Here is a 13,877-nt window from a genome sequence, read left to right as displayed (position 1 = left end):
GCTCGACAACGACGTCGGGGAGGATGTGAGATGCGCCGACGAGAAGTCCCCGCCGTGCCTCCCGGGGTGGACCCCTCGACCCTCGCGGCGAGCCTGCGCTCCGCGCATGAGAACTTCTTGGCCACGGGGACCCTCGACGGCTCGGTGCGGCCGGTCGTCGCCAACTCGTGGCGGCGCAGTGCCCGCAATGGCGTCGACCCGGAGCAGCCCTTGGCCCCGGTCGAGCTCAGCGCCGCCGAGCTGACCGCCTACCGCCGGGACCACCCGTTGGCGGCCGCGATGCCCGCGGTTCGCCGGCTGCTGGTCGACGGCGCGGTCGGGGACGGCCTCGTCACCGCGCTCACGGACGACGTGGGGCGCCTGCTGTGGGTCGAGGGCGACGGCAAGGTGCGCAAGGCCGTCGACCGTGTGGGGTTCGTCGAGGGCGCCTCCTGGGGCGAGGAGTACGCGGGGACCAACGCGCCGGGAACGGCCATCGCCACCCGCCGACCGGTGCAGGTGTTCTCGGCCGAGCACTTCACGCGCTCGGTGCAGCCCTGGAGCTGCTCGGCGGTTCCGGTCCGGGACCTCGCCACCCGACGCGTGCTCGGGGTCCTCGACGTCACCGGCGGCGACCACGTCGCGTCGGGGCTGATGCTCTCGCTGGTCCGGGCGACGGTGATGGCGGTCGAGCTCGAGCTCGCCGCCGCCACGGGCGCGCTGCGGATCGGCGCCGCTGAGCAGGACCCGCGCGCGGGGGTGGGGCCACGCCCGCCCGGCACCGCCCGGCTCGACGTGCTGGGGCAGGGCGCCGGGGTGCTGCACGGGCCGGACCCGGGGGTCACCCGCAACCTGAGCCTGCGGCATGCGGAGCTGATTCTGCTCCTGGCCGCGAACCCGCGCGGGCTCAGCGGGGAGGAGCTCGCGGTGCACCTGCACCCGGACCACCTGAGCGACGTGACGGTGCGCGCCGAGGTGTGGCGGCTGCGCCGGGCCGTCGGGCCCTTGCTGGGGGAGTCGCGGCCGTACCGGTTGGCGGTGCCCGTGTACACCGACGCCGACGCCGTCCGCACGGCCCTCGCGGCAGGTGACGTGGCGGGCGCCCTGGCGAGCTACCCGGGGCCGGTGCTGGCCAGGTCGCGGGCGCCCGGGGTCGAGCGCCTGCGCGCGGAGCTGAGCGCCGAGCTGCGCGCGTCGGTTCTGGCGTCGCAGGACGCGCTGGCGATCGAGCGGTGGGTCGGCACCGACGAGGGCGCCGAGGACTGGCAGGCGTGGCAGCGGCTCGCGCACCTGTCGGTCGCCGGCTCGCCTCGCTGGGCGCGGGCCCAGGGCAGGCTCGAACTGCTCTCCCGGGAGCTGGGCATCGGCCCCGGCCGGCACCTGCGGCGCTGAGGGGCGGGCCCCTCCGCGCCCGTGCCGACATTCGCGTCGAATTACCGCCAGACCGGTAGGAAAGTGCAACGCGGGTGCAACGTGCGGGCGCCTACGGTGGTTTCACCGGCTTGACCCGCCGCTGGAGATCCAGGTCGTGGGGGTCTCCGACTCCGGCCGAGGGGTTCGCCCCCCGGTTGGACCGCGAGGGGTGCCGCACGCCCGGGGGGAGACGTGCGGCACCCTGACCGGACTGGGGTCAGGCCGGGCCATCGGAGAGTGCATCGTCGCCCGATGCCGCGCGCGCGAGGGGCCGCTACTGTGCGGTCATGACTCTGCCATCGCCCGAGATGCCCGGATCTGCGCAGGCCCGTCCGGCCGCGATCATCCCCGACACCAAGGACTGGACCGGGGTGGTGGACGAGGGGTGCGCCGAGTGCGGCTTCCGCTCGGACGAGGTGCCGCCAGCGGCGCTGGGCGGCACGGTCCGGGACCTGGTGCCCCGGTGGGTCGCGGCTTTGCACCGTCCTGACGTGCGGGTTCGCCCGGAGCCGACGACGTGGTCGGTGCTCGAGTACGGCGCCCACGTGCGCGACGTGCACCGTGTGTTCGCGGAGCGGGTCCGCCGGATGCTCGCCGAGGACGGTCCGCTCTTCGACAACTGGGACCAAGACGCCACCGCGGTGGAGCAGCGGTACGACCTCCAGGACCCGGTCGTCGTGGCGGAGGAGCTGGCGGTCTCGGCCGAGGAGTTCGCGGCCCAGCTCGACGCGGTGCGGGAGGACGAGCTCGATCGTCCCGGGATCCGCTCCAACGGGTCGGCCTTCACGGTCCGGTCCATCGGGCAGTACTTCCTGCACGACGTCGTCCACCACCTCCACGACGTCCGGGGCTGAGCACCAAGTTATCCACAGGCTCTGTCCACACCTGTGTGCACAGAGGTGCCATCCAGGCGCGCAAGCCTGTGGACGTAGCGGTGGACGCAACGGTGACGAGCGCTCCGATGACCGTGACCCATGGTGATGACCGCCCGGAAATCTCCCGGCAGCATCGGCTCGGTAGCGTGCGGCGTCATGCACACCCCCGTACCCGGCGCGGTGCTCGGGCTGCCTCACGGCGTCGACGTGGCCGCCCTCGCGGAGGCCTGGTTCCCCGGCGCCGTGTGGGAGCGGGCGCCCGTCACGGCCGCCCAGGCGCAACGCAGGGCCCGCCCGATGGCCGGAGCCCGGTTCCGGGGGGTCACCCAGGACGTCACGGCGGAGCCGGGAGTGCTGCGGCTGCTGCCCGGCGTGGTGCTTGTCGGGCCGGAGCCGCTCGAGGCGCCGCTTGGCGGGGGAGCGCCGCGGTCGGCGGCGCGGATGCTCGACGGCTACACCGTGGCGCACGACCACGTCCAGCCGCCCGCCGAGGTGGCGCACTGGGTGCAGGCGGCCGCCCGGCACGCCGGGGGTGTGGTCGTGGCGCCCGACAGGTCCCAGATCGTCACGTACGACGCCGCGCTGGTCGTGGACCTGGCCCTGTGGTCTGCGGTGGCGCTGCCACTGGAGGCGCTGGTCCAGCTGGTGCGGCCGCGCCTTCCCGGCGCGCGGGTGACGACGACCGGCCCGGCGGGCGCGATCGGCCCAGCTGGCCCGGCAGGCTCGTCGGCGATGCCCTACGAGCTCGTGGCGCGGTTCGAGTACGACGGGGACGTGCGGGTCCGTTTCGGTCGCGCGCATCCGCCGAGGGTGCTCGCGACCATGGGGTGGCGCGACCATGGGCCGTTCGCCTACGCGGTCAGGTGGCATCCGCCGGAGCCCGCCGAGCTCGACGCCCTGCAGCCGACGCGGTCGCACCTCATCGCCCGGGGGCGGATCGCGCCGGTGGTGGCCCGGGTCGTCGCCGCGCTGATGCCCGCGGTGGGCGGCGTGGTGGTCGACGACGGCGGGTTCCTCGTCAGCCCGGCGGAGCTGGGGGCGCGCACCCGAGGCTCGGCGGGCTGACGCCGGTCGGTGGCTGGGTGCGCACGAGGGGCGCCGAGGCGCCACTTATCCACAGGAGATATCCACAGGCCTGTGTTCTCCGCGTGTCCATGCGGGGTCATCCTGTGGATGACCCTGTGGGCGGCCTGTGGGGAACGCCGATCAAGGCGCCGACGGGGCGCCCAGCAGCGCGAGGTCGACAGACACGTCGAGCTCGGAGCCCGAGCCCTCGGTGAAGATGACTCCCCGCAGCGGCGGCACGTCCGCGTAATCCCGACCCCACCCCAGGATCACGTGCCGGTCGCCCACGAAGACGTCGTTCGTGGGATCCACCTCGACCCATCCCGCGCCCGGCACCCAGGCCGAGACCCAGGCGTGCGACGCGTCGGCGCCCCGAGCCTTCGGGCGGCCGGGCGGCGGCGACGTCTCGAGGTACCCACTGGTGTACCGGGCCGGCAGCCCGTGCACCCGCAGGGCCGCGATCATCAGGTGGGCGAAGTCCTGGCAGACGCCCGACCCCTGCGCCAGCACCTCGGCCTGCGTGGTGCCCACCGTCGTCGACCCGGGCCGGTAGACGAGCTCCGAGTGGATCCGGCGGGAGAGCTCCGCGATCACCTCGGAGAGCGGGCGGCCGGGGGTGAGCGTGCGCGCCGACCAGGCCCGCACCTCCTCGGAGAGCGCCACGTGCCGGGACGGCAGCAGCGCCTCGCGCAGCTCGAGGAGGCTGGCCGCGCCCGGTCGAGGGGCAGGGTCGTGGCCGAGCCCGACCCCGGCGGCCACCCGGTCGTCGTCCGAGGCGCCTCCGAGGGCGCCACCGGGGCGCACAGCCCGCACGGCGTCCTCCCACGAGACGTCGGGCAGCAGGTCAGGGGTGGCCGCAGCCCGGGAGACCGTCACGGTGGACGTCGCGGTGACGACCAGCTCGCGGTGCGGGGTGGTGACCGCGAAGTACGTCGAGCGGTTCCCGAAGTAGTCGATGTGCGCGTCTGAGTCCGCGGGGGCGGGGTCGATCGTGATCGCGGAGTCCAGCCGGTGCTGGTCCGGGAGGTCTCGGGGGACCAGGGTGGTGCGACCGTAGGAGCGGGTCACCGGATCCGTGTAGCGGTAGGTGGTGCGGTGCACCACCTCGTACGTGCGGGGCAGGGGGACGGTCGTCATCGGCCCGGCTCCGGGGCCTCGTGGTCGATGCGGCTCGAGCCCCAGGCCTCGGCGTACGAGCGGCTGGGCGTCGGGTGCGTGAAGCACACCCGGTTGAGCTCCTCCGCCACGGCCCGCAGCCGCCAGCGCATCGACTCGAGGACGTCCGTCAGCCGGTCCCGGCGCCCGTCCGCGGAGGGCAGGGTCACCGCCGTCGTGTCGACCTCCGTGACGAGGTCTGCGAGGTCCTGCAGCAGGCGGGCGCACTGGTCGAGCGACTCCGAGGCTCCGGGCGGGGTCGGCACTGCGGCGAGGTCCTCCCGCAGCCGCTCGAGCTGGAACGCGAGGGAGCGGGGGTTGGACCCGTCGGCCAGCAGCAGGTCCAGGACGGTGGGCACGCTCGCGCGCGACTGGTTGCGCCGCCGGTAGGTGAGTATCGACTCGTGCGTGAGCAGCACGGACTCGACCACCAAGGAGTCGACGTCATCGGACCGCCGGGTGGTCACCGTCCTGTCGAGGGACTCCAGCACGCCGAGCGCCCGCTCGATGCGCCGGCCGGCGTCGAGGAACCGCCAGCCCGCATCGCGCACCATGCTCTCGGCGCTGATCCCGGCGACGGCGACCAGCGCCTCGAGCAGCCGGTCGAGCACCGGCCCCATGCCCGTGGCGCCCGCCTCGCCGGACGTGCCGGCGCGGTCGACGGACCCCGGGTCCGGGCCGGAGGCGTCCGCCAGGGCGCGCTCCATGCTGGCCAGCGGCAGCCAGGTGTCTTGGGAGAGCTGGTCGCGCACCGCCGCGGAGGCCTCCGCCAGCCTGCGGACCGACCACGCGACGGTGCCGGGGCGCCACCGCTCGAGAAGCTGGGTGCGCAGGTCGGTGGTCGCGGCCTGCGGGCGCCCCGCGTCCCGCCCTTCGCCATCGGCGCCGCGTGCCCCGGGGTCCCGGCCCGCCCAGGCTCGGGGCTCGTTCACGTCCAGGGCGGCGAGCAGCGCCGCGAGAGCCTGGCCGCCCACCGATCCGGGCGCGCGGTGGTAGTCCTCCCACCGGTCCACGGCGGCGCGCAGCGCGCGCACGGCGCCCTCGGCCCGCTCGGCGTAGCGGCCCATCCAGAACAGGTTCTCGGCGGTGCGCGGCGACAGGGCGGTGGGGATGCGCTGGGCCGAGGCGTCGCCGTGGACCCACGGATCGGGGGGGTTGTCGGGCTCGGAGGACACCACCCACACGTCCTTGGCCACCGGGCTGGGCTCGGCGGAGCCCGGCGGGGGCGCAGGCGTGACGCGTGCCAGGCCGCCGCGCATCACGCGGTACGCGCCGCGGTGGGCGACGCTGAAGGTGCGGAGCTGGGCTGAGCCGGCCTCCGCGTCCCAGGGCTCGATGGGCTCCTGCCCCACCCACTGCTCCGGGTGGGCCAGGATCCGGTCGGCGAGGTCCTCGCGCTCCGCCCGGCTGAGCAGCCATCCCCGCAGCTGGCCGGGGAACTGCGCGGCGGGGCGCACCGCACGGCCGCGGGCGGGGGTCGCGCCTCGGGCGGTGGGGACCATCACCATCCGGTCGAGCCGGCTCAGGACGTGCGCGCGGGCGGACTCGTCCCCGCACCAGTACGCGGGCGGGGCGTGGAGGGCGAGGTCCTGGCCCAGCACCGGTTGGGCCAGGCGCGGCAGGTGGGCGAGCAGGCCAGGGCTTTCCAGCACCGCGCTGCCCAGCGGGTTGACCACCCCGACGGACCCGGCCCGCAGCGCGCGCACCAGGCCGGGCACGCCGAGCCGGGAGTCGGCGCGGAGCTCGAGCGGGTCGCACAGGTCGTCGTCGACGCGGCGCAGCACCACGTCCACGGGCTCGGCGCCGTCGACGCCCTGCGCCCACAGCCGCCCGTCCCGGACCACCAGGTCGCTGCCCTCGACCATGGGCAGGCCGAGCATCGACGCCAGGTACGCCTGGTCGAACGCGGTGGTGCTGTACGGGCCGGAGGTGAGCAGGACGACGCGGGGCTCCTCGACGCCCTCGGGCGCGGCCTCGCGCAGCGCCAGGCGCAGGGCGTGGAAGAACGGCCCGATCCGCTGGATGGGCGCCTGCCGGTAAACCCCCGCCAGCACCCGGGCGACGACCCGGCGGTCCTCCATCGCGTACCCGGCCCCGGCCGGCGTCTGCGTCCGGTCGGCCACCACCGTCCAGGCGCCCGCCGGGTCGCGGGACAGGTCGGTGGCGCTGAGCACGAGGCGGCGCGATCCCCGCACGGGCAACCCGTGCGCCGCGCGGAGGAAGCCCGGGTGGCCCAGCACGACAGCGGGCGGCAGCAGGTCGTCGCGCAGCAGCAGCTGGGGGCCGTACAGGTCGGCGAGCACGGCGTCGAGCAGCTCGGCGCGCTGCACCAGGCCGGCGTCTAGGGCCGCCCACTCCTGCTCGTGCACCACGACGGGGACGGGGTCCAGGCGCCAGTCCCGGGCGCCGTGCTCGCTGTCGTCGCTGCCATGGCTGACGCCGTGATCGGCTAGCAGGCGGGCCGTGTGCGCGCGGTACCGCGCGAGGTCGCCGTCGGTCGGGGCGTCCGAGGCGTCGGGAAGCCAGGACCAGTCCGGGCCGCCCGCTGCGCTGGGCGCCGCGCCGGGCATGGCGGGGGAGGACAGCAGGTCGGTCATCCGCCACCCCTTCCCCCGGCTCGACGAGCCGGCGTCGGCCCCTCACCCATGATGGGGGCAGAGTGCCGTGCTGCGAGCGGCATCCGCTCCGCGAGTTCGAGCGGAGGGTCACGCCGCGGGGAGCGCTCGCGGGAGGTCAGCCGATGGCGGGGCTGCGGCGTTCCAGGAGCGTGACGTCCCGCCACTGGCCCGCGAGGGGCCCGAAGCGCATCAGCCCGACGCGCTCCCGGACGCCCACGACGCGGAACCCGGCGGAGGCGTGCAGGGCGAGGCTCGCGGTGTTCTCGGGGAAGACGCCCGACTGGATCGTCCAGATCCCGGCGGCCTCGGTGGAGGCGATGAGGGTGTCCAGGAGCAGCCGTCCCACGCCCCGGCCGTGGGCGTCGGGGGACACGTACACGGAGTGCTCGACGACGCCCGCGTAGACGCACCGCGACGAGACGGCGGAGGCCGCAGCCCAGCCGAGCACGCGCCCGGCGGTGTCGACCGCGACGTGGCGGTGCTCGGGCAGCCGTCCCGCGTCGAAGGACTCCCAGCTGGGCGTGTCCTCCTCGAAGGAGCTGTGGCCGGTGGCGATGCCCGCGGCGTAGATCTCCCGCACGGCGGGCCAATGGGCGGGCGTGAGCGCGGTGGTCGACACCTGGAGGGCGGCCGGCGTGGTCATCGCGGGTCCGCCACTGGGGAGGCGAGGGCGCCGGCCACCGCCTCGAGGGCGCCGGGGACCAGTGCGTAGTACGCCCAGACCCCGCGCTTGTCCCGGGTGAGCAGGCCGGCGTCGACTAGCACCTTGAGGTGGTGGGAGACGGTGGGCTGGCTGAGCCCGAGCGGCTCGACGAGGTCGCAGACGCACGCCTCGGCGCCGTCGTGGGAGGCGACCAGCGAGATCAGCCGCAGCCGGGCGGGGTCGGCGAGGGCCTTGAGGGTGCGGGCCAGCTCGGCGGCGTCGGGCGCGGAGAGCGTGTCGCTGGTGAGCGTGCCGCAGCACTCGGGGGTGGTCATGGTCGCGCCGGTCATCGAGCCAGTATGGCGAATGAGATCGGCGGACGTCGATATTGACAGCCGTCGATCTATGGTGGGAGCCTCCCATCGACAGGTGTCGATGGGTGCGCCTGGGCAGAGGGCGCGACAGACCGCGCCAGCGAGCACAGCGGCGCCCGACGGAGAGGTGGAGACCATGACGGAGTCCGGACCCGGCGAGCAGCAGCCCCAGGCCGATGACGTGCGCGACCAGGTGCGGGCGCGATACGCCGCCGCGGCGCTCGCGGTCACCGCGCCGAGCCCTTCCGACGGTGGCGGCGGATGCTGCGCCGGGACCACGCTCGAGCTCGACGACCGGTTCGGCGGCGCGCTGTACGACGCGCAGAGCGCCGGGCAGGTGCCCGCCGAGGCGCTGCTCGCCTCGCTGGGCTGCGGCAACCCGATCGCCGTCGCCGACCTCGCGCCCGGTGAGCGCGTGCTCGACCTGGGATCCGGCGGGGGCATCGACGTGCTCCTGTCCGCCCGGCGCGTGGGGCCCACGGGGTTCGCCTACGGCGTCGACATGACCCCGGAGATGCTCGACCTCGCCCGCGCCAACGCCGAGAAGGCGGGCGTGGCCAACGTCGAGTTCCTCCAGGGCGCCATCGAGGACCTCCCGCTCGCCGACGGCAGCGTGGACGTGGTCATCTCCAACTGCGTCGTCAACCTCTCCACCGACAAGGCCGCGGTCCTGCGCGAGGTGCACCGGGTGCTGGCGCCCGGCGGCCGCGTCGGCATCTCCGACGTCGTCGCGGAGGACCGCCTCAGCCCCGCCGAGCGCGCCGAGCGCGGCTCCCACGTCGGCTGCATCGCGGGCGCGCTGTCCCGGAGCGAGTACCTGGACGGCCTGCGCGCCGCGGGGTTCGCCGATGTCGACGTGGCCTTCACGCACGAGGTCGCCGACGGGATGCACGGCGCGATCGTCCGCGCGGTCAAGCCCTCGTGACCGCTGCGCGCACTGCGCCACCTGCGCAGCCCGCGCCCGCTGCCCCGACCGCCCCCGTGCTGCGGCGGCTGTCCGCGCTCGACCGCTGGCTGCCTGTGTGGATCCTCGCCGCGATGGCGGTCGGCCTGGTGCTCGGGCGCGCCGTCCCGGCTCTCGGTGACGCGCTCCAGGCCGTCACCGTCGGGTCGATGTCCGTGCCGATCGCCGTGGGCCTGCTCGTGATGATGTACCCGGTGCTGGCCAAGGTCCGGTACACCGAGACGGCCCGCGTCACCGGCGACCGCCGGCTGCTCGTGGCGTCCCTCGCGTTGAACTGGGTGGTGGGGCCCGCGCTGATGTTCGCCCTCGCGTGGCTGATGCTGCCCGACCAGCCCGAGCACCGCACCGGGCTGATCATCGTCGGGCTGGCGCGCTGCATCGCGATGGTGCTGATCTGGAACGACCTCGCCTGCGGGGACCGCGAGGCCGCGGCGGTGCTCGTCGCGATCAACTCCGTGTTCCAGATCGTCGCGTTCGCCGGCCTGGGCTGGTTCTACCTGCAGGTGCTGCCGGGGTGGCTCGGCCTGGCCACCACCTCCGCGCAGTTCTCGATCGGCTCGATCGCCGTGTCCGTCCTCGTGTTCCTCGGCGTCCCGCTCGTCGCCGGCTACCTGACCCGGACGGTGGGCGAGCGCCGGCGCGGCCGGGACTGGTACGAGCAGCGGTTCCTGCCCAAGATCGGTCCCGTGGCGCTCTACGGCCTGCTGTTCACCATCGTCGTGCTGTTCGCCCTGCAAGGGGAGGCGGTCCTGAGCCGCCCCGCCGACGTCGCCCGGATCGCCCTGCCCTTGCTGGCGTACTTCGTGCTGATGTTCGGGGGCGCCTTCCTGCTGGGCCGCGCGCTCGGCATGGGCTACGCCACCACCACGACGCTGTCCTTCACCGCCGCCGGCAACAACTTCGAGCTGGCCATCGCCGTGGCCATCGGGTCCTTCGGGGCCGCGTCCGGGCAGGCGCTCGCGGGGGTCGTCGGGCCGCTCATCGAGGTGCCGGTGCTCGTCGGCCTCGTCTACGTCGCGCTGTGGGCGGGCCGGCGGTGGTTCCCCGGCGACCCGACCGTCCCGGCGTCCTCCACTCCCGTTCCCGCCGCTGAACCGACCCCCGCAAGGAGCCCCCGATGACCGACAAGCCCAGCGTGATCTTCGTCTGCGTCCACAACGCTGGCCGCTCCCAGATGGCCGCGGGGTTCATGACCGCGCTGTCCGGCGGCGCCGTCGAGGTGCGATCGGCCGGCTCGATGCCCGCCGAGCAGATCAACCCCGTCGCGGTGCAGGCGATGGCCGAGGTCGGCATCGACATCACCGCGGCCCAGCCCAAGGTGCTCACTCCTGAGGCGGTGCAGGCCTCGGACGCGGTGATCACGATGGGCTGCGGCGACGTGTGCCCGATCTTCCCGGGCAAGCGGTACGAGGACTGGGTGCTGGAGGACCCGGCCGGGCAGGGCATCGCGTCCGTGCGGCCCATCCGGGATGAGATCCGCGGCCGGGTGGAGGCGCTGCTCGCCGATCTGTTGGGCGCCCGCGGCGCCTGACGGCGCGCTGGGCGGCCGTGCTGCCTCGCCTGCCGCGAGCCGCGGAGGCGCCGCTCGGGACTGAGGCCCGCCCGTGTCAGGCGACGAGGGTGACCGAGCTCGGCGGCAGGTGGGCGAGGTCGTCGGCCGTGCTACCGGCCGGCGCCATCATCGGGCGTGCCCCGGCGGTGGCGGCCGTGGCCTGGGTGGGCAGCAGCGACATCTGCGACGTGGCCCCTGCCGCGGAGTGCTCCGCCGCCGTGGCGGCGGCATCGGCGGGCGACTGCCGTCCGCGGACGAGGGCGGTCAGCGCGTGGGCGCCGATCAGGGCCCAGGCGATGTTGGAGGCCACGGACGGCCACACCTGCGAGCGGGCGGCCACCACGCACAGCAGCAGGGCGCCGGCGATGTTGGCCACCTGGTAGCGGGTCGACGAGGCGGACCAGGTGCCCCGCGAGACGAGACCGTAGGCGGTGACGCAGATGATGGCGCCGAGCCAGCCCAGCGAGGTGATGACGACGTCCACGACTTGCTCCAGTGACCCACGGTTCCCGTGCCGTCACGGAGGTTTCTCGCGGCGGCTCGCGCACAGTCTGGGGCCGTCTTGCTATTCAGCACAAATGAACTTTGTTTGCACCACTGGTTAGCGGAACTACATGGCTACGGCCGCCCCTGGCATTCCCCACGGAAGGCCCATCAGATGCCCAAATCCTGGTAGCAACGCAGGTCGGACGGTCATCTGGAACGCGCGAGGACCCCAAGGCGGGCCTAGCATCGCTGGATGCCCACCGATCCTCGACGCCTCGCCATCCTGCTCGCCGTGCACCGTGCCGGCGGCGTGCACGCGGCGGCCGACGTGCTGCGCGTGACGCCCTCGGCCGTCTCTCAGCAGATCGCCCGGCTCGAGGCGGAGGAAGGGGTCCAGGTGCTCGACCGCGGGCCCCGCGGCGTGACCCTCACCCCCGCCGGGCGGGTGTTCGCGGAGTCCGCCGAGCGCATCGAGGCCGAGCTCGTGGACGCCCGCAAGGCCATCGCGACCCTCGCGGGGGAGGTCTCCGGGCGAGTCACGGTCGCGGCCTTCCGCACCGCGATCCGGGCGGTGGTCGGGCCCGCCTCGACTGTCGTCGAGGAACGGCACCCCGGCGTCGAGCTGGTCATCGAGGAGCTCGAGCCGGCCGTGGCGCTGCGCAGGCTCCGCGCCGGCGAGGCCGACATCGTGCTGCTCGAGCGCGACGAGGACGCCGACGCCACCGTGCCGCGCGGCGTGCGGGACACCGTGCTGCTCGAGGAGCCGTGGCGTCTCGTGGTGCCCGCCGCCGTCGCGATCCCCACGCAGCTCGACGACTTGCGCGGCGCCCTGTGGGTGGGCGCGGAGCCGGGCACCGCGGCCGACCGGGCGCTCGGCCGGGTCGCCACGCTGCTGGGGGAGCGGGTCCGCACCCGACACCAGTACTACGACTTCGACGTGGCGCTCTCCCTCGTCGCCGCCGGTCAAGGCGTCGCGATGCTGCCCGCGCTCGCGCTGCAGGGCGAGATCCCCCCGGGGGTCGGCGTCGTCACGGTGCCCGGACTCGGCTCGCGCCGGCTGGTCGCACGCCACCGCGCCACCCGACGCGAGCCCGGGCCCGCCGTCGCGGCCGTGCTCGATGTGCTGCTCGGCGTCGCGGGCGGCATCGAGCTCGCCTGACCCGGGGCAGCGGGCGCCCCGCCGCCCCGTGCCGGACCGCGATCTAGACGGCGCGCGCGACCTCCGGGGTGGCGGCGCGGAAGAACGGCACACCCGGGGGATTGAAAGCCTGGAGGCTTGAGGTGCGCCGGATGCCCATGATCGTGATGACCAGGTGGGCGATGCCCAGCCCGAAGATGGGCAGCAAGAACACGAGCGGCCACGGCGACGCGTCGGGTCCTGCGGTGTCCGCGCCCTGTGCGACGAGGACCATGAGGATGGTCGCCGCGATGCTGAGGACGACGCCGAGCACATAGGTCAGCCCCCAGTTCGCGGCGCGGCGGGCGTTCTCAGCGGCCAGCGCCGACCGCTTGCGCTGGCTCGGGTACGCCGCGGCCATCGCGACCCCGGCGATCAGCACGCTCACGAACGGGATCGGGAGCCAGGCGAGCAGGCCCAGGAGGTAAGGCGTGCGGCCGGCCTCGAGGGCTCCGTAGCCCGCCGGCCCGGGCGGGACGATGCCCGCCTCCCGCAGCGCGAGATCGGCCTCCTCTGCGGAGAACCCCTCGCGCTGGAGCTGGTGGAGGAGCTCACGCGCCTCATGGGCAGACGGAGGGGGCGTGTGGTTGCTGGGAGGGGTCACGGCGCGTGAGCCTAGCCATGTCGCCCGCCCCAATCGGGCCGTTCTTCACAGCCCGCCCGCAAATGGGTGAACAGCGCGAACGTTGACGCGAATCGCCTCCGTCGACCGCCCGACTGCGGGACGATCGCACCCACACGGGGGCAGGGCGCACAGGCGCCGCTCCAGAGAATTAGGAGCGCGCGATGCGGTTCAACACACCCCCAGCGTGGCCAGCGGCCCCCGACGGCTGGAGCCCGCAGCCCGGCTGGACGCCGGACGCCCAGTGGCCGCTCCCCGAGCCCGGTTGGACTTACTGGCTCACCGACGGAGGGCTGCCGGCCCCGATCGTCGACTTCACGGTGCCGGCTTGGGACCCGCGTGCCGTGGGCGCCCCGCTCGCCGCCCCCGTCATGGGCGCTCCGCTGGGCAACGTGCCGCCGACCGGCGCCGACCCGGCCGACGTCGACCCGGCCGAGGTCGCCGCGGCCCAGAAGAAGGCGCTCGGGGTGTTCGCCCTCGGCGTCCTGGTGTTCCTCATCGGCGCCGGCTCGGCCCTCTACGCCGCCGGATCCTCGGGCGGCGGCACCATCTGGACCGGCGGGATGCTCTTCGGCCTCGTGCTGTTCTGGCGGGCCTGGCGCATGCACCGGGCCGTGCGGTCTGTGGGCGGCCGGGGGAGCACGATCGGCCGGGTGGCCGTCGCGGGCGGCGCCGTCGCCTGCCTCGTCGTCGGGGTGCTCGCCCTCGGGGCGATGGCCGACGACTCGCCGCCGAGCGCCGGCGAGCTGACGGGCTCCTGCTGGAGCGACGCGTCCAGCGACATGCTCGACGAGGTGCCCTGCGACGGGCCGCACGACTACAAGGTCATCGTGGAGGTCTCCGACGCGGCCACCTGCCCGGACGAGTCGCCGTTCTACGTCGAGCTGCCGGACACCTACGGCTGCCTCGTCGAGGAGTGACGGCCGGCCGGGCGGGCGTGGCGGCGGGGCGCGG

Annotated in this window: 14 protein-coding genes; 8 read left to right on the top strand and 6 right to left on the bottom strand. The window is 74.8% G+C overall.

What is annotated here, in order from left to right; translation table 11 throughout:
• Positions 1-30 precede the first annotated feature (30 nt).
• The 3 genes from NP064_RS15605 (at position 31) to NP064_RS15595 (ending at position 3,332) form a co-directional block, all read left to right on the top strand.
• Positions 31-1,371: a sigma-54-dependent transcriptional regulator family protein gene (locus NP064_RS15605; RefSeq protein WP_227569932.1), complete on the top strand. Its 1,341-nt coding sequence runs from the start codon at positions 31-33 to the stop codon at positions 1,369-1,371.
• A gap of 308 nt (positions 1,372-1,679) precedes the next feature.
• Entirely contained in the window at positions 1,680-2,246 is a 567-nt protein-coding gene (locus NP064_RS15600) for a DinB family protein (RefSeq protein ID WP_227569933.1), read from the top strand.
• 177 nt (positions 2,247-2,423) lie between these two features.
• Positions 2,424-3,332: a hypothetical protein gene (locus tag NP064_RS15595; RefSeq protein WP_227569934.1), complete on the top strand. Its 909-nt coding sequence runs from the start codon at positions 2,424-2,426 to the stop codon at positions 3,330-3,332.
• 141 nt (positions 3,333-3,473) lie between these two features.
• On the opposite strand, the gene NP064_RS15590 is transcribed toward NP064_RS15595, so the two are convergent.
• The 4 genes from NP064_RS15590 to NP064_RS15575 all read right to left on the bottom strand — a co-directional run bounded on the left by NP064_RS15590 (position 3,474) and on the right by NP064_RS15575 (position 8,098).
• Complete coding sequence (locus NP064_RS15590) at positions 3,474-4,469, bottom strand: transglutaminase family protein (RefSeq protein WP_227569935.1); 996 nt, start codon at positions 4,467-4,469, stop codon at positions 3,474-3,476.
• The gene (locus NP064_RS15585; RefSeq protein WP_227569936.1) at positions 4,466-7,084 is read right to left on the bottom strand and encodes a circularly permuted type 2 ATP-grasp protein; all 2,619 of its coding nucleotides are present in this window, start codon (positions 7,082-7,084) and stop codon (positions 4,466-4,468) included. The genes NP064_RS15590 and NP064_RS15585 overlap by 4 nt, the downstream gene beginning before the upstream one ends.
• A 136-nt stretch (positions 7,085-7,220) precedes the next feature.
• Positions 7,221-7,748, bottom strand: coding sequence for a GNAT family N-acetyltransferase (locus NP064_RS15580; protein ID WP_227569937.1), 528 nt, complete (start codon positions 7,746-7,748; stop codon positions 7,221-7,223).
• Positions 7,745-8,098, bottom strand: a complete 354-nt coding sequence (locus tag NP064_RS15575) for an ArsR/SmtB family transcription factor (RefSeq protein WP_372456394.1) — start codon at positions 8,096-8,098, stop codon at positions 7,745-7,747. The genes NP064_RS15580 and NP064_RS15575 overlap by 4 nt, the downstream gene beginning before the upstream one ends.
• Positions 8,099-8,258: 160 nt before the next feature.
• Here NP064_RS15575 and arsM point away from each other — a divergent pair, with 160 nt between their 5' ends.
• From arsM to NP064_RS15560, 3 genes are read left to right on the top strand one after another with little or no spacing between them, the layout of a single operon-like run.
• Positions 8,259-9,047 carry an arsenite methyltransferase gene (gene arsM, locus NP064_RS15570; RefSeq protein WP_227569938.1) on the top strand — a complete coding sequence of 263 codons (789 nt, stop codon included), beginning with the start codon at positions 8,259-8,261 and terminating at the stop codon, positions 9,045-9,047.
• Positions 9,044-10,207 (top strand): ACR3 family arsenite efflux transporter, encoded by a 1,164-nt coding sequence (gene arsB, locus NP064_RS15565; protein WP_372456395.1) that lies wholly within the window; start codon positions 9,044-9,046, stop codon positions 10,205-10,207. Before arsM ends, arsB begins: the two co-directional genes overlap by 4 nt.
• Positions 10,204-10,617: an arsenate reductase ArsC gene (locus tag NP064_RS15560; protein ID WP_227569939.1), complete on the top strand. Its 414-nt coding sequence runs from the start codon at positions 10,204-10,206 to the stop codon at positions 10,615-10,617. Before arsB ends, NP064_RS15560 begins: the two co-directional genes overlap by 4 nt.
• Before the next feature lie 76 nt (positions 10,618-10,693).
• Here the strand turns inward: NP064_RS15560 and NP064_RS15555 are convergent, their stop codons facing one another.
• On the bottom strand, positions 10,694-11,122 hold the full coding sequence (locus NP064_RS15555; RefSeq protein WP_227569940.1) for a CBU_0592 family membrane protein: 429 nt from the start codon (positions 11,120-11,122) through the stop codon (positions 10,694-10,696).
• Positions 11,123-11,377: 255 nt separating this feature from the next.
• Here NP064_RS15555 and NP064_RS15550 point away from each other — a divergent pair, with 255 nt between their 5' ends.
• A complete protein-coding gene (locus NP064_RS15550; RefSeq protein WP_227569941.1) occupies positions 11,378-12,283 on the top strand; it encodes a LysR family transcriptional regulator in 906 nt (301 codons plus the stop codon).
• Positions 12,284-12,326: 43 nt separating this feature from the next.
• On the opposite strand, the gene NP064_RS15545 is transcribed toward NP064_RS15550, so the two are convergent.
• A complete protein-coding gene (locus NP064_RS15545) occupies positions 12,327-12,905 on the bottom strand; it encodes a magnetosome magnetite crystal formation protein family (RefSeq protein ID WP_227569942.1) in 579 nt (192 codons plus the stop codon).
• A gap of 182 nt (positions 12,906-13,087) precedes the next feature.
• Between NP064_RS15545 and NP064_RS15540 the strand changes: the two genes are divergently transcribed.
• Positions 13,088-13,843 (top strand): hypothetical protein, encoded by a 756-nt coding sequence (locus NP064_RS15540; protein WP_227569943.1) that lies wholly within the window; start codon positions 13,088-13,090, stop codon positions 13,841-13,843.
• Positions 13,844-13,877 lie beyond the last annotated feature (34 nt).

Origin of the sequence: Cellulomonas chengniuliangii (assembly GCF_024508335.1) — a bacterium.
Lineage (GTDB): Bacteria > Actinomycetota > Actinomycetes > Actinomycetales > Cellulomonadaceae > Cellulomonas_A > Cellulomonas_A chengniuliangii.
This window is presented reverse-complemented; position numbering and strand designations above follow the sequence as displayed.